Consider the following 22,457-nt stretch of genomic DNA (forward strand, 5'->3'; position numbering starts at 1 on the left):
GCGGTTAGACTGAGCGCCTTCGCGAACAGGGAGAGGGCGGTCCAGGATGACGGGCGTCAGCGGGGCCGACGATCCGTCCCCCGAACTGCTGCAGCAGGCGGCGGCCTCCTTCGGACTGCTCGCCTCCACCATGCGGCTGCACATCGTCTGGGTGCTCAGCCAGGGCGAGGCCGATGTGGGCACGCTGGCCGAGCGGGTCGGCGGCACGCTGCAGGCGGTCAGCCAGCACCTGGCCAAGCTCAAGCTGGCCGGCATGGTCTCCAACCGTCGCGAGGGCCGGCGCCAGGTCTACGGCGTCGACGACTCGCAGGTGGCGACACTGGTGCGGCTCATGGTCGAGAAGCTCGACCCGGGCGAGGGGGCGGCCGGACCGGCCGGCGCGGCGGGCGGCGACCTGCTCCACTTCCGGAGCAGCGGTGCCTGAGCGCGGGGCGCGCCTGCTGCCGCTGCCAGGTGGCCGAGCCGTCCGCGCACCGGCCGCCGGCCCCGCCACCGAGCCGGACCCGGTGGACCCGGCCCGGCTGAGCCGGCTCGAAGCGCTGCGCGCGGTGCGCGCGACCCCGCGCGGCCTCACCGAGTCCGAGGCCGAGGCCCGGATCGCCGAATGCGGCGAGAACATCGTGCTGCCGCTGCCCGAGCCGGGCCCCCTCCGTCGCCTGCGCACCGCGTTCGGCGACCCCTTCACCGCGCTGCTCGCGGGCCTGACGGTGATCTGCGCGCTGAGCGGCTCCTGGGGCAGCGCGGCGATAATCGCGATCCTGGTGCTGGGCGCCGGCCTGCTGCGGCTGCGGGGCGAGCGCCGCTCGGCCGCCGCGCTGCGCGCGTTGCGGGCGCTGGCGCCGAGCACCGCGACGGTGCTGCGCCGGGCGGGGCAGAGCGACCTGCCGATCGCCCGGGAGGTCCCGGCCGAGCAACTGGTCCCCGGTGACGTGGTCAGACTGGCGGGCGGCGACGCCGTCCCGGCCGACCTGCGGCTGCTGCGGGCCGAGGGGCTGACGGTGGATCAGTCGGCGCTCACCGGGGAGAGCACCCCGGTGTCGCGCGCGGCCCTGGACCTGCCGCCCACCGCACCACCCAGCGGACCCTTCGACGAGCCGCAGCTCTGCTTCGCGGGCAGCACGGTGATCACCGGCGGCGCCACCGCCGTGGTGCTGGCCACCGGCGCCGCCACCCGGTTCGGCGCCGCGCACGCGCCGGGCCCGCTGAGCGCAGTGGTTCCTGGTCCGGGGGGCCGCTCGGTGGTCGAGCGCGGGGTGCGTCGCGCGGTGCTGACACTGATCGTCTTCATGCTCGCGGTGGTCCCGCTGACCATCGGCACCGACGCCCTGCTGCACGGCTGGAGCAGCGCCCTGCTGCCGTTCGCGGTGGCCGCGGCGGTCGGGCTCACCCCGGAGCTGCTGCCGCTGGTGGTCAGCACGGTGCTGGCCAGCGGTGGCCACCGGCTGGCCAAGGCCGGGATGCCGGTGCGCGCGCTGCCGGCGGTCAGCGAGCTGGGGGCCCTCGACCTGCTCTGCCTGGACAAGACCGGCACGCTGACCACCGGCGAGCTGGTGGTGGCCGGAGCGCTGGACCCGTTCGGCCGCCCGGCCCAGGAGCCGCTGCGCTGGGCGGGCTTGGTCGGCGAGGCCGGGCTGCTGGACGACGACCCCGGGCTGCTCGACCCGCTGGACGAGGCACTGCTGACCGCCGCGGACGCCGCCGGGCTGCTGACCGACCCGCTGCCCACGGTGGTCGAGGTGATCCCCTTCGACCCGGTGCGCCGCCGCTCGGGCGCGGTGTTGCGCGGGCCGGGCAGCGGGCGGGTGCTGGTGGTCAAGGGCGCACCGGAGGCGGTGCTGGAGCGCTGCGACACGCTGGCCGGGGGCGCCGCGCTGGACCGGGCGGCGCGCGCGGCGCTGGCCCGGCTGGTCGAGGAGCGGACCGGGCAGGGGCTGCGGCTGATCGCGGTGGCCCGGGCGGAGCGCGAGCCGCGGCTCGGCCCCCACCGGGCGCAGGACGAGGAGGGGCTGACCCTGCTCGGCTTCGTCGAGCTGCTCGACGAGCCGGAGGACTCCGCCGAGGCGGCGCTGGCCGTGCTGCGTCGCTCCGGCATCGCGCTCACCGTGCTGACCGGAGACCACCCGCGCACCGCGCTGCGGTTGGCGCAGCGGCTGGGCCTGACCCCCGGGCGGGTGCTGCTCGGCGCGGAGCTGGCCGCGCTCGACCCCGGGAGCATCGCGGCGGCCGGCGCCGCGGGCGCGGTCTTCGCCCGCTGCACCCCCGAGCAGAAGGCGCAGGTGGTGCGGGCGCTACGGGCGGCCGGGCAGTGCGTCGGCTTCCTCGGCGACGGGGTGAACGACGTCTCCGCGCTGCGGGCCGCCGACGTCGGGATCGCCACCGCGGGCGCGGTCGGCGCGGCCCGGGAATGGGCGGACCTGCTGCTCGGCGAACGCGACCTGACCCGGCTCGGCCGGGCCGTCGCGGTGGGTCGGGAGGCCACCGCCCGGGTCGGGGCGTACCTGCGGATCGCGCTCTCCTGCAACCTGGGCAACGTGCTCTCGATGCTGGCCGGCGGGGTGCTGCTGCCCTTCCTGCCGATGCAGCCGGCCCAGGTGCTGCTGCAGAACCTCTGCTTCGACGCCGCGCAGCTCTCCTTCGCGGTCAGCGGTCGCTCGGCCGGACCCGGCGGCCGCCCGGCCCGGCTGCGCTGGGGCGCGCTGGCCGGGTTCGCGGTCGGCTTCGGGTTGCTCAACTCGTTCTCGGACATCGCGATGTTCGAGGCGATGCGCCAGGTGACCCACGGTTTCACGGCGCCGAACTCGGCTGCGATGTTCCACACCGCCTGGTTCACCGAGAACCTGGTCACCCAGGCGATGGCGTTGCCGGTGCTGTACCGGCTGAGCCGCCCCCGGCTGCGGCCGCCGCGCCCGGTCTGGTGGGCGGCGGGCCTGCTCGCACTGGTCGGCCTGCTGCTGCCGCCGAGCGCGCTGGGCGAGCGGCTCGGCTTCGAGGAGCTGCCACCGGCCGCCTACGGCTCGCTGGCGCTGGTGGTGGCCGGCTACGCGGCGCTGCTCGGCGTCGGGCGCTGGCTCTGGTGGCGGTTCAGTGAACGCGCCGAGCGGCGGGCGGCCCCAGCGGCGGTACCGGCGCGCGCGTAGCGGTCGGCGCGCGCGTCAGACAGACCCTAGCCGCCCGCGCCGACCAGCATCCGGTGCAGCAGGTCGCGCAGGACGCCGCGCTCCTCGGGGCCCAGGGCGGCCAGCGGCTCGCGCGCGAAGTTCAGCGACTCGCGCAGTTCGGCGGAGGCGGCCTGGCCCTGCTCGGTGGCGGCGACCAGCTTGACCCGGCGGTCCTGCGGGTCGCTCTCCCGGGTGACGAAGCCGCGGGCCTCCAGCCGGTCCACGATGCCGGTGATGTTCGACGGCTCGCAGCTGAGCGTCTGGGCGATGTGCCGCATCGGCATCGGGCCGCGCCGCAGCAGCGCCAGCACCTTGGCCTGGGCGCCGGTGAGGGAGCGGGCGGCGGCGGCCTCCTCGTACTCCCGATGGAAGATCGCGACCAGGCCGGCCATGAGGTCCACCACCTCACGGGTCAGCGCGTCCTCAGGGATCAGCTCGTCGTTCGGCATACTCCGAGTCTACCTGAATATTTGACAACCTGAACCTTTCATGTCCATCGTTGCTTCATCACCTCAACCTTTCAGGTGGAACCCGGAGCAGGCAGCAGACCGCAGGCCCGCAGGAGCAAGGAGCGCAGTGATGGCAGAGCAGCCGGTACCCGCCACGGCCCGTGAGTGGCACCTCAAGGCCCGACCGAACGGCTGGCCCGTTGCGACCGACGTCGCGCTGGTCGAGGCCCCGGTCCGGCTGCCGGAGCCGGGCGAGATCCTGGTCCGCAACGCCTACCTCTCGGTCGACCCGTACATGCGCGGGCGGATGAACGACGTCAAGTCCTACGCCCCGCCGTACCAGCTGGACCGCCCGATGGACGGCGGCGCGGTCGGCTACGTGGCGGCCTCCGCCGCCGAGGGCTTCGAGGTCGGCGACGCGGTGCTGCACGGCCAGGGCTGGCGCGAGTACGCGACGGTCCAGGCGGCGCACGCCGTGAAGGTGGACGCGTCCAAGGCGCCGCTCTCCTACTTCCTGGGCGTGCTCGGCATGCCGGGTCTGACCGCCTACGCGGGCCTGGTCTCGGTCGCCGGGATCAAGCCCGGCGACGTGGTCTTCGTCTCCGGTGCGGCCGGCGCGGTCGGCTCGCTGGTCGGCCAGATCGCCCGGCTCAAGGGCGCCTCCCGGGTGGTCGGTTCGGCCGGTTCGGCGGCCAAGGTGGCCAAGCTGGTGGACGACTACGGCTTCGACGCGGCCTTCAACTACAAGGAGGGGCCGGTCCGCGAGCAGCTCGCCAAGGCTGCTCCCGAGGGCATCGACGTCTACTTCGACAACGTCGGCGGCGAGCACCTGGAGGCCGCGATCGGTGCCCTGGGCGTGCACGGCCGGGCGGTGCTCTGCGGCGCGATCGCCCAGTACAACGAGACCGCGCCGTCGCCCGGCCCGCGCAACCTGGTGCAGGCGATCGGCAAGCGGCTGCGCATCGAGGGCATGCTGGTGGGCGACCACGCCGCGCTGCAGCCGCAGTTCACCGCCGAGGTGGCCGGCTGGCTGACGGACGGCGGTCTGCGGTACGACGAGACGTCCGTCGAGGGCATCGAGCGGATGATGGACGCGTTCCTCGGCCTGATGCGCGGTGAGAACACCGGCAAGATGGTCGTCCGACTGGCCTCCTGACCCGTCGTCAGACCGCGCGCCCCGCTCGACCCGCCAGGGTCGGCCGGGGCGCGCGGCGTTGTCGCACGCGACCCCGCGCGGCCTGTTTCCGCCGGTTCCGACGGAGCGTCAGACGTCCCCGGGTGCAGCGCGATAGCGTGACGACACCGCTGTAGCGCCGGCTGATGGGGCCGTTCGGGGGAGAGATCCCGATCAGGGGTAGACCTGTCCCCGGAACTGACTACCATGGTTGCAGCTTGTCCGTTTTGCTCAACTAAGTGACTTAATGTCGGTTGACCTGAGTTACTTATGAGTCAGAGTCGGGCAGGAGTTGGCCAAGTGGCGCCCAGGACCAACCGGCCACCGGCACGAGGCAGCTGGGGAAGGCGACCCTCGTCCACAGCCTGGAGGTCCCGGTGACGACACGTGGAGTCCTGTACATCCACTCCGCGCCCCGCGCGCTGTGCCCGCACGTCGAATGGGCGGTGGCGGGCGTGCTCAACGTCCGCGTCAGCCTCGACTGGATCCGCCAACCGGCCGCCCCGGGCCAGTGGCGTTCCGAGTTCTCCTGGCAGGGGGAGGTGGGCACCGCCTCCAAGCTGGCCTCCGCGCTGCGCGGCTGGCAGCTGATGCGTTACGAGGTGACCAGCGAGCCCTGCGCCGGTGCGGAGGGCGAGCGCTTCAGCAGCACCCCCGCGCTCGGCATCTTCCACGCCGTCACCGGCATCCACGGCGACATCCTGATCCCCGAGGACCGGCTGCGCGCGGTGCTGCTGCGGGCCCGCAGCGAGGGCACCGACCTGGAGGCGGAGCTGGCCCGGCTGCTCGGCAAGCCCTGGGACGACGAGTTGGAACCGTTCCGCTACGCGGGCGAGGGCGCGCCGGTGCGCTGGCTGCACCAGGTGGTCTGAAGTCGCCAAAAAGGGCCCCATGACGGGGCCCCTTCTTGACTGACGGCTGGTCAGACGCTGCGGAAGGCCAGCACCACGTTGTGGCCGCCGAAGCCGAAGGAGTTGTTCAGCGCGGCGATCCGACCCGCGGGCAGCTCGCGCGGCTCGAAGCGCACGATGTCCGCGTCCACGTCGTTGTCCAGGTCGTCGACGTTGATGGTCGGCGGGGCCTGCCGGGTGTACAGCGCCAGCACGGTGGCGACCGTCTCGATGCCGCCGGCGCCGCCCAGCAGGTGGCCGGTCATCGACTTGGTGGAGGAGACCGCGACGTGGTCCAGGTGCTCGCCGAGCTCCTTGCGCAGCGCCTTGATCTCCGCGACGTCGCCCAGCGGGGTGGAGGTGGCGTGCGCGTTCACGTGCACCACCTCGGCCTTGTCCAGGTCGCTGGTGGCGAACAGGTGGGCCAGCGCCCGGGCGATGCCCGAGCCGGTCGGCTCCGGCTGCGCGATGTGGTGGGCGTCCGAGGACAGGCCCTGGCCGACCGCCTCGCAGTAGACCCGGGCGCCGCGCGCGGCCGCGTGCTCGGCCGACTCCAGCACCACGACACCCGCGCCCTCGCCGAGCACGAAGCCGTCGCGGGCCTTGTCGAAGGGGCGCGAGGCGCGCTGCGGCTCGTCGTTGTTCTTGGACATCGCCATCATGTTGGCGAAGGCGACGATCGGCAGCGGGTGGATCGCCGCCTCGGTGCCGCCGGCCACCACCACGTCGGCGCGGCCGGTACGGATCATCTCGATCGCGTAGCCGATCGCCTCCGCGCCGGAGGCGCAGGCCGAGACGGGGGTGTGCACGCCGGCCTGGGCACCGACCTCGATGCCCACGTTGGCGGAGGGGCTGTTGGGCATGAGCATCGGCACGGTGTGCGGGGACACCTTGCGGACGCCCTTCTCCTTCAGCACGTCGTACTGGTCGAGCAGGGTGGTCACACCGCCGATGCCGGAGGCGATCACGGTGCCCAGCCGCTCGGGGGCCAGGGTGGAGGCCTCGTTGGTGGCGGCCACCTGGAAGCCGGCGTCGGCCCAGGCCTCACGGGCGGCGATCAGCGCGAACTGGGCCGAGCGGTCGAGCTTGCGGGCCAGCGGCTTGGGCAGCACCTCGCCCGGGTCCACCGCGGTGCGCGCGGCGATCCGGACCGGCAGGTCGGCGGCCCACTCCTCGGTCAGCGCGGAAACCCCGGAACGGCCGGCGAGCAGTCCCTCCCAGGTGGTGGCGGCGTCGCCGCCCAGCGGCGTGAAGGCGCCGATACCCGTGACTACCACGGTGCGGTTTTCAGCGGTCACTGGTTCTTCTTCTCTCACGTGTGCGGGGGAGGGGTTGCCGGCCGGGCAGGGGTTCCGGATGGGCGGAGGGTTCCGGATGGGGGCGGCGTGGAAGGGGCCGCCCCCACCCGGAGGGGATCAGGCGTTGGCGAGGATGTAGTCCACCGCGTCGCCGACGGTCTTGAGGTTCTTGACCTCGTCGTCCGGGATCTTGACCTCGAAGCGCTCCTCGGCGGCGACGACGACCTCGACCATGGAGAGCGAGTCGACGTCCAGGTCGTCGGTGAAGGACTTGTCGAGCTCGACGTCCTCGGTCGGGATCCCGGCGATCTCGTTGACGATCTCCGCGAGACCTTCCAGGACCTCTTCCTTGCTAGCCATCTTGGCTACTCCTCTGGGAGTGGTAGGTGACGCCGCGCGGGATGCTCGACGCCGACTGACGGTACGTAAGGCGCTATGTGTGCCTATGGGAGGGTAACGACTGCCGCGGCGTAGACCAGACCCGCCCCGAACCCGATGATCAGAGCCAGGTCGCCGCTCTTGGCCTCGCCGCCCTCCAGCATCCGCTCCATGGCGAGCGGGATGGAGGCCGCCGAGGTGTTGCCGGTCTCGGCGATGTCGCGGGCGACGGGCACCGATTCCGGCAGCTTCAGGGCCTTGATCATGGCATCCGTGATCCGCATGTTGGCCTGGTGCGGGATGAAGGCGCCGAGCTGGTCCGCCGTCACCCCGGCGGCGTCCAGCGCCTGTTGGGCCACCTTGGCCATCTCCCACACCGCCCAGCGGAAGACCGGCTGGCCGTCCATCCGCAGGGCCGGCCACTTCGGGCCCTCGGCGGCGTGCTCGGTCAGGCCGTTGACCCCGTCCGCCTTGGCGAACGCGGTGTCCCAGGCCTCGGTCTGGGTGATGACGTCCTTCTGCGAGGCGTCCGAACCCCAGATGACCTTGCCGATGCCAGGCGTGTCGGAGGGGCCGACCACGGCCGCGCCCGCGCCGTCACCGAAGATGAACGAGGTGGAGCGGTCGTGCTTGTCGGTGAGGTCGCTGAGCCGCTCCACGCCGATCACCAGCACGTACTCCGCGCTGCCGGCCCGGATCATGCCGTCGGCCAGGTTCAGCCCGTAGCCGAAGCCGGCACAGGCGGCCGAGATGTCGAAGGCCGGGGCGGTGCCGCAGCCCAGCCGCAGCGCGATCTCGGTGGCGATGGCCGGCGTCTGCTTGAGGTGCGTCACGGTGGCCACGATCACGCCGCCGATCTGGGCCGGGTCGATGCCGGCCTGCGCGATCGCCTTGCCGGCGGCCTGCACCGACATCTCGGCGACGGTCTCCTCGGGGCCGGCCCAGCGGCGCTCGGTGATGCCGCTGCGGGTGCGGATCCACTCGTCGGACGAGTCGATCCAGGTCAGCACCTCTTCGTTGGGGATCACCCGGACCGGGCGGTAGCCACCGACGCCGCGGATGCGGGAGAAGGCGGCTCCCGTGGCCGGACGGATCTGCGGGACCGATGTCATGCGGCGTTCTCCTCACCGGCGTGCTCCGCCACCAGGGCGGCGGCCTTCTCCAGGTCGGCCGGCGTCTTCAGGGCCAGCGTCGCGACGCCCTTGACGTTGCGCTTGATCAGGCCGGTCAGCGTGCCGCCGGGCGAGAGCTCGATCACGCAGGTCGCGCCGAGCTGCTCGATGGTCTCCATGCACAGGTCCCAGCGGACCGGGTTGGAGACCTGGCTGACCAGGCGGGCCAGTACCTCGGTGCCGGTGGCGACGACCTCGCCGTCCCGGTTCGAGAGGTAGGCCACGGCCGGGTCGGCCACGGTCAGGGTGGGCGCCAGCTCGGCCAGCCGGGCCACGCCCGGGGCCATGTGCTCGGTGTGGAAGGCGCCGGCCACCTTCAGCGCGACCAGCTTGGCCCGGGCCGGCGGGTCGGCCTTGAGGGCCGCCAGCTGGTCCAGCGTGCCGGCCGCGACGATCTGGCCGCCGCCGTTGTTGTTCGCCGCGGTCAGGCCGTGCTCGGCCAGCTTGGCCGCGACCTCCTCGGGGTCGCCGCCGAGCAGCGCGGTCATGCCGGTCTCGGTGACCGCGGCGGCCGCGGCCATCGCCCGGCCGCGCTCGCCGACGAAGGTCAGTGCGTCGGTGGCGCTCAGCACGCCCGCGAGCGTCGCCGCGGTGATCTCGCCGACGCTGTGTCCGGCGACGGCGCCGATCAGCTTGCGGGCGACCTCCTCGTCCGGGAAGAGCGCACCGGCGGTCACCAGACCGGCTGCCACCAGCAGCGGCTGGGCGACGGCGGTGTCCTTGATCTCATCGGCGTCGGCGTTGGTCCCGTAGTGGACCAGGTCGAGGCCTGCCACTTCGGACCATGCGGTCAACCGCTCGGTCACCCCGGGTACGTCGAGCCACGGGGTGAGGAAGCCGGGAGTCTGGGCACCCTGTCCAGGGGCGACGATAACGAGCACGGTTCAACCCTCTCTCGCCAGGCGCCCGAGGGCGGGTAGGCGACGGTAACGAAGAAAAGGACCTCGGATTGTGGGGTCTCTACAGGCTGTCTGAGTCAGTCCCCGGTCGACTCGAGCCGACCCAGCGCCAGGGCGATGCGCAGCGTGAACGCCGAACGCACATCCGAGGGAGCATAGCCCGTGACGTCAGTCACACGACGAAGCCGGTAGCGCACGGTGTTCGGGTGGACGAAGAGCATCCGAGCGGCGCCCTCCAGCGAGGAGGCCTGCTCCAGGTAGACACTCAGCGTTTCCAGCAGTGCCGAGCCGGCCTCGTCCAGCGGTGTGTAGATCTCCTCCACCAACTGACGGCGTGCCACCTGGTCGCCCGCCAGCGCGCGCTCGGGCAGCAGATCGTCGGCGAGCACCGGCCGCGGCGCGTCCGGCCAGGCCGCGCAGGCCCGCAGGCCGGCCGCCGCGGCGTGCGCGGAGCGGGTGGCCGAGAGCAGGTCGCCGACGCTCGGGCCGACCACCACCGGGCCGGGCGCGAACTGGCCGATCAGCGCCCGGGCGGCGTGCACCGGCTCCTTGTCACCGCCGACCACCACCACCAGGCGCTTGCCGAGCACCCCGGTGAGCACGTGCAGCCGCGCGTACCGGGCGGCCCGCCGGATCGCCTCCACCACCGCCTCGCTGTCCCCGTCCGGGGCGCTGCCCATCACCACCCGGACCTGGCTGGGCTGCCCCCACCCCAGCGCGGCGGCCCGCGACAGCACGCCCTCGTCGGCGTCGCCGGAGAGCAGGGAGTTCACCACCAGGGCTTCGAGCCGGGCATCCCAGGCGCCGCGCGCCTCGGCCGCCTGGGCGTAGACCTGGGCGGTGGCGAAGGCGATCTCGCGGGCGTAGACCAGCACCGACTCGCGCATCCCGTCCTCGTCGCCGGGCGCCGCGACCTCCGGGATCGCCTCCTCCATCACCTCGATGGTGGTGCGGATCAGCTCCACGGTCTGGCGCAGCGTGATCGCCCGGGTCAGCTCGCGCGGGGCGGTGCCGAAGACGTCGGTGCTGATCGCCTGCGGGGCCTCGGGGTGGCGGTACCACTCGGTGAAGGCGGCGATACCGGCCTGGGCGACCAGGCCGATCCAGGAGCGGTGCTCGGGCGGCATCCGGCGGTACCAGCCGAGCTGGTCGTCCATCCGCGTGATGGCCGCGGTGGCCAGCTTTCCGGCCGATTTCTCCAACCGCTTGAGGGTGGCGGCGCGCAGTTCGGCGCGCTCGGCCGCGAGCCGGCGTTCCACGGCGGTCGCGCCCGAGCCGGCGGTCCGTCTCACGGGGCGCTTGGCGGGCTGGTTCTGGTCGTCGGCGGTCGGAGCTGTGGGGGCTGGCACAGGGACAAGACTGCCTCACCGCGCGCCCGCTTCGCGCCCACCCCCGTGGCCGAGCGCCGGTGGCCCCGGTCACACCGGCTACGGTGGGTCAGGTGACCGACCCTGCGCGCCCCCGGGCCGACCTGCGCCGTACCGCTGAACGCTATCGCTCCGCGCCCGCGCCCGGCGTGCAGACCCGGCACGCCTTCTCCTTCGCCGGGCACTACGACCCGAAGAACGTGCACTTCGGCCCGCTGCTGGCGTGCAACGAGGAGACGCTGGCGCCGGGCGCCGGCTTCGAGGCGCACGGGCACCGGGACGTGGAGATCCTCACCTGGGTACTGGAGGGCGCGCTGGCCCACCGGGACGGCGACGGACACGCGGGCGTGGTGCGCCCCGGGATGGTCCAGCACCTGAGCGCCGGGCGCGGGGTCAGCCACACCGAGCGCAACGTCGGCGGGGCCGAGGTCCCGGTCCGGTTCGTCCAGATGTGGCTCCAGCCGGACGTCTTCGGCACCGAGCCGGCCTACGGGCTGCGCCGGGTGACGCCGGGTGGCGACGGATTGACGCTGCTCGCCTCCGGGCTGCCACGGGACGCCGACACCGAGGCGCTGCGGCTGCGCCGTTCGGACGCCGCGCTCCACCTGGTCACCGCCGACCCCGGCCAGCTGCTCCCCGACCTGCCCGAGGCCCCCTACCGCTACGCCCACCTGACCGCGGGCGCGCTCGGCTACCGCACCGTCCCCGGCCCGCGCGGGGTGGGCCGCTCGCTGGAACCGGGGGACAGCGTGCGGATCACCGGCGAGGCCTTCACCGCCCCGGTGGCCGGTCCGGACGGCGCCCAACTGCTGCTCTGGGAGCTGCACTCGGACCTGAAGCTCGGCTAGCCGCACTCGGACCTAGCCGCGCAGCTCCGCCAGCACCGCGTCGGTGAAGACCGGCCAGGCCTCGGCCGCCCACGGCCCGAAGTCCCGGTCGGCCAGTGCCACGCAGGCCACGCCGGCCTGCGGGTCCACCCACAGGAACGTGCCGGACTGCCCGAAGTGGCCGAAGGTCTGCGGCGAGCTGGTGGCGCCGGTCCAGTGCGGGGCCTTGTGGTCGCGGATCTCGAAGCCCAGGCCCCAGTCGTTGGGCTTCTGGTGCCCGTAACCCGGCAGCACCCCGGTCAGGCCGGGGAAGGCCACCTCGCGGGTGGCGGTGGCCAGCGTCGAGGGGTCCAGCAGCCGCGGGGCCTGCAGCTCGGCGGCGAACCTGGCCAGGTCGGCCGCGGTGGAGAGGCCGCCCGCGCCGGCCGGGCTGCGGTGCACGGCCTCGATCGTGGTGTCGGCCATGCCCAGCGGTTGGAAGACCGCCTCGGCCGCGTACCGCTCGAACGGGATCCCGGCCGCCTTGGCCAGGGTCTCGGCGAGCACGTGGAACCCGGCGTTGGAGTACAGCCGCCGGGTGCCGGGCTGGGCCATCGGGCGGTTGTCGTCGAAGGCCAGCCCCGAGGTGTGGGCGAGCAGGTGACGGACCGTCGAGCCCTCGGGGCCGGCCGGGTCGTCCAGCTCGAAGACACCCTCCTCGACGGCGACCAGCGCCGCGTAGGCGGTCAGCGGTTTGGTCACCGACGCCAGCTGGAAGCGGTGGTGCTGCGGTCCGTGCGCGCCCAGCAACGCGCCGTCCGCGCCCCGCACCACCGCCACGGCCGCCGTGCCGACCGGCCAGTCCTCGATCATCCGCAAGCTCTGCATGCCAGGAACTCTAGTGCGACCCTGGTCAGTGCTTGCTTGGAGTGCACTCCAACTCGATAGCGTCGTATCCGTCACGCCGCACCACCTCCGGGGGAACCGCTCATGAGCGCCGTACCAGCCGAGCAGGCCACCGAGCCCGCCGCCGCGCACGCCGACAGGACGCTGCGCCACAGCATCAGCGAGGTGTCCGCCCGCACCGGGCTGACCACCCACACGCTGCGCTGGTACGAGCGGATCGGCCTGCTCGACCCCATCGACCGCTCGCACGCCGGGCGCCGGCTCTACAGCGACCGCGACCTGGAGCGGCTGGCCTTCCTCGGCCGGCTGCGCCTGACCGGGATGCCGGTGGCGGACATGCTCCGCTACGTGGAGCTGGTCCGGGCGGGCGACCACACCGTCGAAGGACGGCGTGACCTGCTGGTCGCCCATCGCGACGAGGTCCGGCAGAAGATCGCCGACCTGCACGCCACGCTCGCGGTGCTCGACCGCAAGATCGACCTCTACTCAGGGAAGAAGCAGAACACATGACCACCAGCCAGTCTTCGTCCAAGCTCCCCACCGTCCGGCTCGGCAGCGACGGCCCGCTCGTCGGCGTCCAGGGCCTGGGCTGCATGGGCATGAGCGAGTTCTACGGTCCGACCGACACCGCCGAGGCGCTGGCCACGCTGGACGCCGCGCTGGAGGCCGGGGTCACCCTCTTCGACACCGCCGACATCTACGGATCGGGCCAGAACGAGGAGCTGATCGGCCCGTTCGTCCGGGCCAACCGCGACCGGGTGGTGCTGGCCACCAAGTTCGCCGTCGAGCGCAAGGCCGACGACCCGCACCACCGCGGCGTGCGCAACGACCCCGCCTACATCCGCAGCGCGGTGGACGCCTCGCTGCGCCGCCTGGGCATCGAGGTGATCGACCTCTACTACATGCACCGCCGCGACCCGCAGGTCCCGCTGGCCGAGTCGGTGGGCGCGATGGCCGAGCTGGTCCAGGCCGGCAAGGTGCGCCACCTGGGCCTGTCCGAGGTGACCGGCGCCGAGCTGCGCGAGGCGCACGCGGTCCACCCGATCGCCGCCGTGCAGCAGGAGTGGTCGCTCTTCTCCCGTGACGTGGAGCAGAGCGTGGTCGGCGCGGCCGCCGAGCTGGGCGTCGGTTTCGTGCCCTACTCGCCGCTCGGCCGCGGCTTCCTGACCGGCAGCTTCGCCAGTGCCACCGAGCTGGCGGCCGACGACTACCGTCGCCACCAGCCGCGCTTCACCGGCGACAACGCGGCCGCCAACGCCGAGCTGGTCGCCTCGATCCAGCGGATCGCGGCCGAGCGCGAGGCGACGGCGGCCCAGATCGCGCTCGCCTGGGTCCACCAGCGCGCCGAGGTGCACAAGCTGACGGTGGTGCCGATCCCCGGCACCCGCAAGCGCAGCCGCCTGGCCGAGAACACGGCCGCCGCCACGCTGCGCCTGACCGGGACCGAACTCGGCGTCCTGGACGCGCTGGCCGACGCGGTCGCGGGCACCCGCTACCCGGACATGAACTTCACGGCCACCGCCCGCGAGTAGGCCAGTACGCTGCTGCGGTGACCGAGAAGCTGACGGAGCACTACCGATCCGTGCTGGACCCGCTGCTGGCCCCGGGGGAGCGGCTGCTGGATGTGGCCTCGGCCTATCCGGTGGCCGGGACCTCGGGGGTGGGGATCGGCCCGACCGCCGAGATCGGCAACGCGGTCTCGCACCTGGGGTCGGTGACCGGGGGAGCGGGCAGTGTCGCCGCCGGCTTCCCGGTGCGGATCCCGGAGGTGCGCAAAGTGCTGGTGGTCACCGACCGGCGGGTCGCCTACGTCGGTGCGGCGGCCGGCCCGCAGGCGGTGGCCAGGGTCGCCTGGCAGGCCCCCAGGGCGCTGGTGACGCGGGTCGAACGCCGGCCGCGGCTGCAGATCATGGCCCGGTTCCGGCTGCACTTCGCGGACGGCTCCGCGGTCGCGATCCTGACGCCCCGCCGGGAGACGATCGACGGGCTGGCGGCGGCGCTGGCCACCCAGGCCGTCGCCGAGCCGCCGCAGGACGCCCGGCCCGAGGACGCCCGGCCTCAGCGGCAGTGGACCTGGCCGCCCGAGGACGCCAGGCCGTTCCTCTGACCCGGCGCCAGCTGAATCGGTCTCAGCTGACCCGGCGCCAGGTGAACCGGCGTCAGCCGGCCCGGTAGACCACGTCCTGGTAGTCGCCCAGCGCGATCGCCGCGAAGTTGTACAGGCTGGTGGTGCCCGGGACGAAGTAGCCCACGTGCCCCGCGGCGCCGGCCGAGGAGATCTGCTCGGCGCCGAAGTCCGCGGCGGTCGGGTCGGCCCCGTGCCCCAGGCCCCCGACCTGCAGGTAGGGCACGTCGCCGATCCAGTCGCTGGGGTTGCGGGTGGCCCAGAGGTGGACGCCGGTGCCCAGCTCGTCCGCGTTCTGCACGCCCATGCCGGGGCTGCCGAGCACCACCATGTCGGTGGTCGCGCCGTGCAGTTCGGGCGCCACGGTGCCGCAGACCACCGTGCCGTAGGAGTGGCAGAGCAGGGTCGGCGGGGCGACCGGCGCGCTGGTCTGCTTCAGGCCGTCGAGCAGTCGGGCCAGCCGCGGCGCGCCGGCGTCGGCCAGCCGCGAGGTGACCGCGTCCGGGCCCAGGCCCACGGGAGTGACGTAGCCGGTCCAGGCGATCACCGCGGTGCGCACGTTCGGGGCCTGGTGCTGCTCCTCGGCCTGCAGCGCGCGGGCCATGCCGGCGGGGGAGCGCAGCGGGTCGTCCGCCCGGTCGTGGTGGCCCAGGTCGGTGTCCGAGCCGGGCACGATCACCGAGACCCGCTGGGCGCTCGCCAGGTCGCCGAAGACCTCGGTGACCAGGCCGCGGCCGCGCGGGTCGAAGGCCAGGATCTGCCGGCCGGGGCGCAGCAGGGCCTGGCAGTCGTTGGCCCGCGAGACGGCGAGCGCGTGGGTGGTGGGGTCGACCTTGTGGTCGGCCGCCACCGCCTTGGCCCGGGCCACCTCGGCGGCCAGGGCCAGCGCGTTGGCCTGGTAGCGCAGCCGCGGCGGGGCGCCGTCCAGGTTGCCCACCACCAGCGGGTAGGCGTGCGCCAGCCGGTCCTGCTGGGCGGGGGTGAGCGAGCCGAAGAAGGCCGTCACGGTGGCCGCGGTGGCGGTGGCCGGGTCGGGCAGCGGGCGGCCCAGCGAGTGGTCGCGCACCCAGGCGTCCGAGCCGGCCGGCGGGCTGGTGATCGCCACCTGCTCGTTGGAGGCCGCCGCGGTGGCAGCCGCGCCGCCGGCGTCGGCCAGCACCGCGCAGGCCGCGAAAGCGCCGATCAGGATGCGCTTCAGCCGCCTGCGCTGCATCTAGTCAACTCCTGGGGGGTGCTACCACGGACAACGTTCAGTTGGCCAGCGTATTAGGTCCCGGGGAGCGGTGGAGCCGGTCCAAACTGTGGGTTGGGTCACAGTGACCGGTGCCGGGTCGTCTCGTCACCGGCGCCAGTCGCCGGTCAATGCCGGTGCCAGCTGGTCCAGATGACGCTCGATCAGGGCGATCATGGCCTCCGGCCCGTCGTCCCGCGAGGCCTGGCTGTCCGGGTCGGTCCGCTCGGCGGACCAGGCCAGGTGGGCGGAGCGGATCACCGCGCCGAAGACCGCCGCCAGCAGCCGCGGCCGCAGGTCGACGGCCGGATCCAGGCCCTCGCGGGCGGCCAGGATCTCGACCACCCGCCGCTCCTGGTCGGCTGAGCGGCGCAGGTGGGCGGCGAGCAGGGTCGGGGTGGACTCGATCAGCTGGAGCAGCTCCAGTGCCGCGGTGACCCCGCGCCCGCCGTGCGCGTGTGCGGCGCTCAGGTCGCGCCAGGACTCGCAGATCGCCGCGCGCATCGCGGTCAGCGGGTTCTCCGCGGCGGGGCGGGCCCGCAGCCGGCCGACGAAGTACTCCTCGGCATCGGCCAGCACCGCGAGCGCGGCCTCCTCCTTGTTGGCGAAGTAGCGGAAGAAGGTGCGCTGCGAGACGTCCACCGCCGCGGCGATCTCGTCCACGGTGGTGGCGGCGTAGCCCTGGCTGAGGAAGAGCCGGTGCGCGGCGTCCACCAGGGCGTCCCGGGTGCGTTGCTTCTTGCGTTCGCGCAGGCCCGTGGGGGCGCCGGGAGGCGCCGGGTTCGGCACGGCGGCGAGGGAGGCCATGCGGACACGATAGCGCGCGGGCGCCGACCGGCCCGGGGGCCGCACGCCAGGGGCCGCCATAAGTCACATATTGCCAGTTGTCAGCAGCTGACATAATCTCGGCGCGGTGGCGCCCGCGTGGTGACGAGCTCGTGGGGACGGGCGGGGCCCGGGCGCCACCTCGGATCAGCTCGCGCCGACCGCGTGCCCCGGCCGCTCCCTGACCCGCTCACCAGGGTGCTCGGCAGGCCGCTCGGCCGCCTCGCGCAGGTATCGCGCCCGCTCCTCGCGCTCCAGGTCGGGGAAGTAGTCCAGCAGGCGGGTGGCGGCCTCGGCGGGGCTGAGGTGCACCTCCCGCAGCAGCCAGCGGGCGCGGTCGAGGATCTCGTCGTCGTGCATGGGGCGATCATCACCGCGCGCCGGTCCGCGGGCACCCGGAGCTGGGCCGGACGTGCGGGGCGTCGGTACGCCGAGGGCCGGGCTCCCCGATGGGGAACCCGGCCCTCGGACTGACCTCAGACGGTCAGCAGGCTGTCAGCCTCAGGCGTCGCCGCCGGCCGCGCCCGGGTGGGCGGCGGCCACGTCCAGCAGCTGGTAGCGGTCGATCGCCTCCTTCAGCGCGGAGCGGTCGATCTTGCCCTGCTTGGCCAGCTCGGTCAGCACGCCGAGGACCACCGACTGCGCGTCGATGTGGAAGAACCGGCGCGCCGCGCCACGGGTGTCGGCGAAGCCGAAACCGTCGGCGCCCAGCGACTGGTACTGACCCGGCACCCAGCGCGCGATCTGGTCCGGCACCGCACGCATCCAGTCGGAGACCGCGACGAACGGACCCTCGGCACCGGAGAGCTTCTGCGTCACGTACGGGACGCGCTGCGGCTCCTCCGGGTGCAGCAGGTTGAACTCCTCGGCCTCCACCGCGTCGCGACGCAGCTCGTTCCAGGAGGTCGCGGACCAGACGTCGGCCTTGACGTTCCACTCCTCGGCCAGGATCCGCTGGGCCTCCAGCGCCCACGGCACGGCCACGCCGGAGGCGAGGATCTGCGCCGGGATCTGGCCCGCCTCGCCCGCACGGTACTTGTGGACGCCCTTGAGGATGCCTTCGACGTCGACGTTCTCGGGTTCGGCCGGCATCTGGATCGGCTCGTTGTAGACCGTCATGTAGTAGAAGACGTCCTCGCCGTGCGGGTGCTCGGCGGAGGAGCCGTACATCCGGCGGAGGCCGTCCTGCATGATGTGCGCGATCTCGAAACCGTACGCCGGGTCGTACGCGACGACGGCCGGGTTGGTCGAGGCGAGCAGCTGCGAGTGGCCGTCCGCGTGCTGCAGGCCCTCACCGGTCAGCGTGGTGCGACCCGCCGTGGCGCCGATCACGAAGCCGCGGGCCAACTGGTCGGCCATCTGCCAGAACTGGTCGCCGGTGCGCTGGAACCCGAACATCGAGTAGAAGACGTAGACCGGGATCAGCGGCTCGCCGTGGGTGGCGTAGGACGAGCCGGCGGCGATCAGCGAGGCGGTGCAGCCGGCCTCGGAGATGCCGTCGTGCAGCATCTGGCCGCTCGGCGACTCCTTGTAGGCGAGCAGCAGATCGCGGTCGACCGACTCGTAGGTCTGGCCGAGCGGGTTGTAGATCTTCGCTGACGGGAAGAGCGAGTCCATGCCGAAGGTGCGGTACTCGTCCGGCGCGATCGGCACGAAGCGGTTGCCGATGCCCTTGTCGCGCATCAGGTCCTTGAGCACCCGGACGAAGGCCATCGTGGTGGCGATGGTCTGCTGGCCGGAGCCCTTCTTGACCGCCTTGTACGCGTCGTCGCCCGGGAGTTCCAGCTTGCGCGGCCGCACCTTGCGGGTCGGCATGTAGCCGCCCAGCTCGCTGCGGCGGTCGTGCATGTACTGGATCTCTTCGGAGTCCTTGCCCGGGTGGTAGTAGGGCGGGTAGCCCTCGTCGAGCTGCTTGTCCGTGATCGGCAGGTGCAGGCGGTCGCGGAAGCGCTTCAGGTCCTCGACCGTCAGCTTCTTCATCTGGTGCGTCGCGTTGCGGCCCTCGAAGTTCGGGCCCAGCGTCCAGCCCTTGACGGTCTGGGCGAGGATCACGGTCGGCTGGCCGACGTGCTCGCGGGCCGCCTTGAACGCCGCGTAGACCTTCTTGTGGTCGTGGCCGCCGCGACCCAGGTGCTGGATCTGCTGGTCGGTCATCGACTCGACCATCGCGCGCAGCCGCAGGTCGCCACCGAAGAAGTTCTCGCGGATGTACGCGCCGGACTCGGTGGCGTAGGTCTGGAACTGGCCGTCCGGGGTCGAGTTCAGCTTGTTGACCAGGACGCCGTCGCGGTCCTGTGCCAGCAGCGGGTCCCAGCTGCGGTCCCAGACCAGCTTGATCACGTTCCAGCCGGCGCCGCGGAACTGCGACTCCAGCTCCTGGATGATCTTGCCGTTGCCGCGGACCGGGCCGTCCAGGCGCTGCAGGTTGCAGTTGACCACGAAGGTCAGGTTGTCCAGGCCCTCGCGCGCGGCGAGCGACAGCTGGCCCAGCGACTCCGGCTCGTCCATCTCGCCGTCGCCGAGGAAGGCGTAGACGTGCGAGGCGGAGGTGTCCTTGATGCCGCGGTGCTCCAGGTAACGGTTCATCCGGGCCTGGTAGATCGCACCGAGCGGGCCGAGGCCCATCGAGACGGTCGGGAACTCCCAGAAGTCCGGCATCAGCCGCGGGTGCGGGTAGCTGGACAGGCCGTACGGGGCCTTGGACTTCTCCTGGCGGAACGCGTCGAGCTGCTGCTCGCTCAGTCGGTCCAGCAGGAACGCGCGCGCGTAGATACCGGGGGAGGCGTGGCCCTGGAAGAAGATCTGGTCGCCGGACTCGCCGTCGGCGTCCTTGCCGCGGAAGAAGTAGTTGAAGCCGACGTCGTAGAGCGACGCCGACGAGGCGAAGGTGGCGATGTGGCCACCGACACCGATGCCCGGGCGCTGGGCCCGGGAGACCATCACGGCCGCGTTCCAGCGGGTCGCGTTGAGGACCTTGCGCTCGATCTCCTCGTTGCCGGGGAAGAAGGGCTCGTCCTTGGTGGCGATGGTGTTGACGTAGTCGGTGCTGCGCATCTCGGGCACGGCGACACGCTTCTCGCGGGCGCGCTCGATGAGCCGCAGCATCAGGTAGCGAGCACGCTCGCGCCCCCGCTCGTCAATGGCCGCGTCGAGCGACTCCAGCCATTCCGCGGTCTCCTCGGGATCGAAGTCCGGGACCTGACTCGGAAGGCCGCCAATGATGATCGGGTTGCGATCGGATCCGGAAGCCACGCTGTTCCTTCACTGTCGGTCGAAACTAGAGGTGTGTCGCGCCGCCTCCATCGTGTACCGCAACTCGGAGATCCGTCATCTCTACCGATGGGTAACCGGCACGCTTGATGGGCGCGTCGGTCAGGTGGGGCACGGATCGGGCGTCGCCGCCGTCACCGATTGCCACCGGGTGTTACGAAGAGGTGGTCCGACCGGTTTCCTGGACTGCTCCAGGTGCCCCGCTCGTCCGATGGCGGGCGGTCGGGGTGAGGGCCAACAGGAGACTCTACGCCCGTGATCGTGTTGGTCTCGAATGCCGTTCGTATCGCGGGCAACAGGCCGGACGAGCGGGCCTTCGACCGCCGATGGACGAGTGGCATCCGCAGCATGGGCGAACGGTCCGCAAAAGGGCAAATCGGTGTGATTCCTGGCACAGCAGTCGGCGTGTCTTGCTACGAGACGTCAACCTTTGGGTGGGATCGGGGGTCGGGTACTTGCGCGAACCGCCGCGCCCGTGTGGACTACGGCCACAGCCCTGGCATCGACGCCAGGCCGAATACTGGAGGTTATTCCCGTGAGCGCGACCGCGGACCCCGCGGACAAGTCCAACAACCCGGCCTTCAAGCTGGGCTTCGAGCCCGGCCAGATCGTGCAGGAGCTCGGGTACGACGATGACACCGATCAGGACCTCCGCGACGGAATCGAGGAGATCACTGGTGAGGAGCTCGTCGACGAGGACTACGACGACGTCGCCGACGCCGTCCTGCTGTGGCACCGCGAGGAGGACGGGGATCTGACCGATGCCCTCGTCGACGCCCAGGAGTACCTGGCCGATGGCGGTCTGATCTGGCTGCTGACTCCCAAGAAGGGCCGCGACGGCCACGTCGAGGCCCACGAGGTCGCCGAGGCGGCGCAGACCGCCGGCCTCTCGCAGACCAGCTCGATCGCCGTGGCCAAGGACTGGGCCGGCACCCGGTTGGCGACGCCCAAGGCGGCGAAGTCCGGCAGGCGCTGACGTTTCCGCTCCGCTTGCACGGACCCCGTTGGAGGAAGCTCCAGCGGGGTCCGGCTGCTTTGCCGGCCGTGCTTGTGGCTGCCGCCCAAGAACGTGTTCGCTTGCGGCGAAACCGGTGCCCAAACCTCCTCGAAGGGCCCTGCCCGCTCACTCGTTAGGCCGAAATCGCGGACCCGGATGCGAGGATGAGGCCGCGGTCGGCCGCTGCGCCGCCCAAGCAACCCGTGGGCACGGTGAGCGCCGCGCCCACCGCTGAGAAAGGTCTCACCATGGCCATCGAGGTCGGCACCCAGGCTCCGGATTTCGAGTTGAAGAACCAGCACGGCGAGCTGGTCAAGCTTTCCGACTTCCGGGGCGAGAAGAACGTCGTCCTGGTCTTCTACCCCTTCGCCTTCACCGGTGTCTGCACCGGCGAGGTCTGCGCGATCCAGAAGGAGCTGCCGCGCCTGCAGAACGAGGACGTGCAGATCCTCGCGGTCTCCAACGACTCGCCCTTCACGCTGCGCGTCTTCGCCGAGCAGGAGGGTCTGGAGTACCCGCTGCTGTCGGACTTCTGGCCGCACGGTGCGGTCTCCACCGCCTACGGCGTCTTCGACGCCGAGAAGGGCTGCGCGGTGCGCGGCACCTTCGTCATCGACAAGGCCGGCGTGGTGCGCTGGGAGGTCGTCAACGGCCTGCCGGACGCCCGTGACGAGCAGGAGTACCTGAAGGTGCTCGCGGCGCTCTGAGCCTGCGGCGCGGCCCCCGTGGCCCGGTGTGCGGCGGGAGCCCCGGCAGGGGATCTCGGGCCACGCCGGGCCACTTCGCGTTGCGGGCGGGAACCCGGTACTACGATCGGGCCGTTGGCTGGAGCGTGGGCCCCGTCAGCCGGGGGCTCCGGACCACACCGCCGAGGCGCCGCCCTGGTGCCTCCCGCATCTTGGAGGAACCTGTGGGTGTCAGCCTGAGCAAGGGCGGAAATGTCTCGCTCACCAAGGAGGCCCCGGGCCTGACCGCCGTCCTGGTCGGTCTGGGCTGGGACGCGCGCACCACCACCGGTGCCGAGTTCGACCTGGACGCGAGCGCGCTGCTCTGCACCGAGCAGGGCAAGGTCGCCAAGGACGCCGACTTCGTCTTCTTCAACAACCTGAAGAGCCCGGACGGTTCGGTGGAGCACACCGGCGACAACCTGACCGGCGAGGGCGAGGGCGACGACGAGGTGATCAAGGTCAACCTGACCGCGGTCCCCGGTTCGATCGCGAAGATCGTCTTCCCGGTCTCGATCTACGAGGCGGAGACCCGGCTGCAGAACTTCGGCCAGGTCCGCAACGCCTACATCCGGGTGGTCAACCAGGCGGGCGGCCAGGAGATCGCCCGCTACGACCTGAGCGAGGACGCCTCCACCGAGACCGCGATGGTCTTCGGCGAGCTCTACCGCAGCGGCGCCGAGTGGAAGTTCCGCGCCATCGGGCAGGGTTACGCCTCGGGCCTGCGCGGGATCGCGCAGGACTTCGGCGTCAACGTCTGACGGTCCCCCTCGGGTCGTCGGCCGGC

At 72.5% G+C, this 22,457-nt stretch carries 22 protein-coding genes; 11 read left to right on the forward strand and 11 right to left on the reverse strand.

All coding sequences use genetic code 11. From position 1 onward, the window contains the following. Positions 1–46: 46 nt before the first annotated feature. Positions 47–424 carry a metalloregulator ArsR/SmtB family transcription factor gene (locus tag ABH937_RS08715; protein ID WP_280690284.1) on the forward strand — a complete coding sequence of 126 codons (378 nt, stop codon included), beginning with the start codon at positions 47–49 and terminating at the stop codon, positions 422–424. Beyond that, positions 417–3,137, forward strand: coding sequence for an HAD-IC family P-type ATPase (locus tag ABH937_RS08720; RefSeq protein ID WP_370217767.1), 2,721 nt, complete (start codon positions 417–419; stop codon positions 3,135–3,137). The genes ABH937_RS08715 and ABH937_RS08720 overlap by 8 nt, the downstream gene beginning before the upstream one ends. A 26-nt stretch (positions 3,138–3,163) precedes the next feature. Here the strand turns inward: ABH937_RS08720 and ABH937_RS08725 are convergent, their stop codons facing one another. Beyond that, positions 3,164–3,607 carry a MarR family winged helix-turn-helix transcriptional regulator gene (locus ABH937_RS08725; protein WP_280690282.1) on the reverse strand — a complete coding sequence of 148 codons (444 nt, stop codon included), beginning with the start codon at positions 3,605–3,607 and terminating at the stop codon, positions 3,164–3,166. A gap of 130 nt (positions 3,608–3,737) precedes the next feature. On the opposite strand from ABH937_RS08725, the gene ABH937_RS08730 reads away from it, so the two are divergent. Together ABH937_RS08730 and ABH937_RS08735 are read left to right on the forward strand one after the other, a co-directional pair. Continuing rightward, positions 3,738–4,763, forward strand: a complete 1,026-nt coding sequence (locus ABH937_RS08730) for an NADP-dependent oxidoreductase (protein ID WP_280690281.1) — start codon at positions 3,738–3,740, stop codon at positions 4,761–4,763. A 395-nt stretch (positions 4,764–5,158) separates the two neighbouring features. Beyond that, positions 5,159–5,653 (forward strand): DUF3145 domain-containing protein, encoded by a 495-nt coding sequence (locus ABH937_RS08735; protein WP_280690280.1) that lies wholly within the window; start codon positions 5,159–5,161, stop codon positions 5,651–5,653. Between the two features lie 50 nt (positions 5,654–5,703). Here the strand turns inward: ABH937_RS08735 and fabF are convergent, their stop codons facing one another. From fabF to ABH937_RS08760, 5 genes are all read right to left on the reverse strand, one after another. Further along, positions 5,704–6,969, reverse strand: coding sequence for a beta-ketoacyl-ACP synthase II (gene fabF / locus ABH937_RS08740; RefSeq protein WP_280690279.1), 1,266 nt, complete (start codon positions 6,967–6,969; stop codon positions 5,704–5,706). 117 nt (positions 6,970–7,086) lie between these two features. Next, the gene (locus tag ABH937_RS08745; RefSeq protein ID WP_280690278.1) at positions 7,087–7,329 is read right to left on the reverse strand and encodes an acyl carrier protein; all 243 of its coding nucleotides are present in this window, start codon (positions 7,327–7,329) and stop codon (positions 7,087–7,089) included. Positions 7,330–7,412: 83 nt separating this feature from the next. Then, positions 7,413–8,459 (reverse strand): beta-ketoacyl-ACP synthase III, encoded by a 1,047-nt coding sequence (locus ABH937_RS08750; protein ID WP_280690277.1) that lies wholly within the window; start codon positions 8,457–8,459, stop codon positions 7,413–7,415. Continuing rightward, positions 8,456–9,400, reverse strand: a complete 945-nt coding sequence (locus ABH937_RS08755; protein ID WP_280690276.1) for an ACP S-malonyltransferase — start codon at positions 9,398–9,400, stop codon at positions 8,456–8,458. Before ABH937_RS08755 ends, ABH937_RS08750 begins: the two co-directional genes overlap by 4 nt. A gap of 95 nt (positions 9,401–9,495) precedes the next feature. Next, positions 9,496–10,677: a helix-turn-helix domain-containing protein gene (locus tag ABH937_RS08760; protein ID WP_280690428.1), complete on the reverse strand. Its 1,182-nt coding sequence runs from the start codon at positions 10,675–10,677 to the stop codon at positions 9,496–9,498. A 182-nt stretch (positions 10,678–10,859) separates the two neighbouring features. Between ABH937_RS08760 and ABH937_RS08765 the strand changes: the two genes are divergently transcribed. Continuing rightward, on the forward strand, positions 10,860–11,633 hold the full coding sequence (locus ABH937_RS08765; RefSeq protein WP_280690275.1) for a pirin family protein: 774 nt from the start codon (positions 10,860–10,862) through the stop codon (positions 11,631–11,633). A gap of 12 nt (positions 11,634–11,645) precedes the next feature. Here the strand turns inward: ABH937_RS08765 and ABH937_RS08770 are convergent, their stop codons facing one another. Beyond that, entirely contained in the window at positions 11,646–12,479 is an 834-nt protein-coding gene (locus tag ABH937_RS08770) for a serine hydrolase domain-containing protein (protein ID WP_370217768.1), read from the reverse strand. 102 nt (positions 12,480–12,581) lie between these two features. Here ABH937_RS08770 and ABH937_RS08775 point away from each other — a divergent pair, with 102 nt between their 5' ends. The 3 genes from ABH937_RS08775 to ABH937_RS08785 are packed head-to-tail and all read left to right on the forward strand — an operon-like array spanning position 12,582 to position 14,604. Next, on the forward strand, positions 12,582–13,007 hold the full coding sequence (locus ABH937_RS08775) for a MerR family transcriptional regulator (protein ID WP_370217769.1): 426 nt from the start codon (positions 12,582–12,584) through the stop codon (positions 13,005–13,007). After that, positions 13,004–14,029: an aldo/keto reductase gene (locus ABH937_RS08780; protein ID WP_280690272.1), complete on the forward strand. Its 1,026-nt coding sequence runs from the start codon at positions 13,004–13,006 to the stop codon at positions 14,027–14,029. Before ABH937_RS08775 ends, ABH937_RS08780 begins: the two co-directional genes overlap by 4 nt. Positions 14,030–14,046: 17 nt before the next feature. Continuing rightward, positions 14,047–14,604 carry a hypothetical protein gene (locus tag ABH937_RS08785; RefSeq protein ID WP_370217771.1) on the forward strand — a complete coding sequence of 186 codons (558 nt, stop codon included), beginning with the start codon at positions 14,047–14,049 and terminating at the stop codon, positions 14,602–14,604. A 52-nt stretch (positions 14,605–14,656) separates the two neighbouring features. On the opposite strand, the gene ABH937_RS08790 is transcribed toward ABH937_RS08785, so the two are convergent. The 4 genes from ABH937_RS08790 to aceE form a co-directional block, all read right to left on the reverse strand. Next, positions 14,657–15,835: an alpha/beta hydrolase gene (locus ABH937_RS08790; RefSeq protein ID WP_370217772.1), complete on the reverse strand. Its 1,179-nt coding sequence runs from the start codon at positions 15,833–15,835 to the stop codon at positions 14,657–14,659. Positions 15,836–15,961: 126 nt separating this feature from the next. Then, positions 15,962–16,660, reverse strand: a complete 699-nt coding sequence (locus tag ABH937_RS08795; RefSeq protein WP_280690269.1) for a TetR/AcrR family transcriptional regulator — start codon at positions 16,658–16,660, stop codon at positions 15,962–15,964. A gap of 165 nt (positions 16,661–16,825) precedes the next feature. Then, positions 16,826–17,038, reverse strand: a complete 213-nt coding sequence (locus ABH937_RS08800; protein ID WP_370217774.1) for a hypothetical protein — start codon at positions 17,036–17,038, stop codon at positions 16,826–16,828. Between the two features lie 141 nt (positions 17,039–17,179). Further along, on the reverse strand, positions 17,180–19,930 hold the full coding sequence (aceE, locus tag ABH937_RS08805) for a pyruvate dehydrogenase (acetyl-transferring), homodimeric type (protein WP_280690267.1): 2,751 nt from the start codon (positions 19,928–19,930) through the stop codon (positions 17,180–17,182). A 553-nt stretch (positions 19,931–20,483) separates the two neighbouring features. Between aceE and ABH937_RS08810 the strand changes: the two genes are divergently transcribed. The 3 genes from ABH937_RS08810 to ABH937_RS08820 all read left to right on the forward strand — a co-directional run bounded on the left by ABH937_RS08810 (position 20,484) and on the right by ABH937_RS08820 (position 22,431). Next, positions 20,484–20,924, forward strand: coding sequence for a DUF3052 domain-containing protein (locus tag ABH937_RS08810; RefSeq protein WP_280690266.1), 441 nt, complete (start codon positions 20,484–20,486; stop codon positions 20,922–20,924). A gap of 269 nt (positions 20,925–21,193) precedes the next feature. Then, positions 21,194–21,652 carry a peroxiredoxin gene (locus tag ABH937_RS08815; RefSeq protein WP_280690265.1) on the forward strand — a complete coding sequence of 153 codons (459 nt, stop codon included), beginning with the start codon at positions 21,194–21,196 and terminating at the stop codon, positions 21,650–21,652. Positions 21,653–21,855: 203 nt separating this feature from the next. After that, a complete protein-coding gene (locus tag ABH937_RS08820; RefSeq protein ID WP_280690264.1) occupies positions 21,856–22,431 on the forward strand; it encodes a TerD family protein in 576 nt (191 codons plus the stop codon). Positions 22,432–22,457: the final 26 nt, after the last annotated feature.

The sequence above is a fragment of the Kitasatospora sp. GAS1066B genome (genome assembly GCF_041262605.1).
Lineage (GTDB): Bacteria > Actinomycetota > Actinomycetes > Streptomycetales > Streptomycetaceae > Kitasatospora.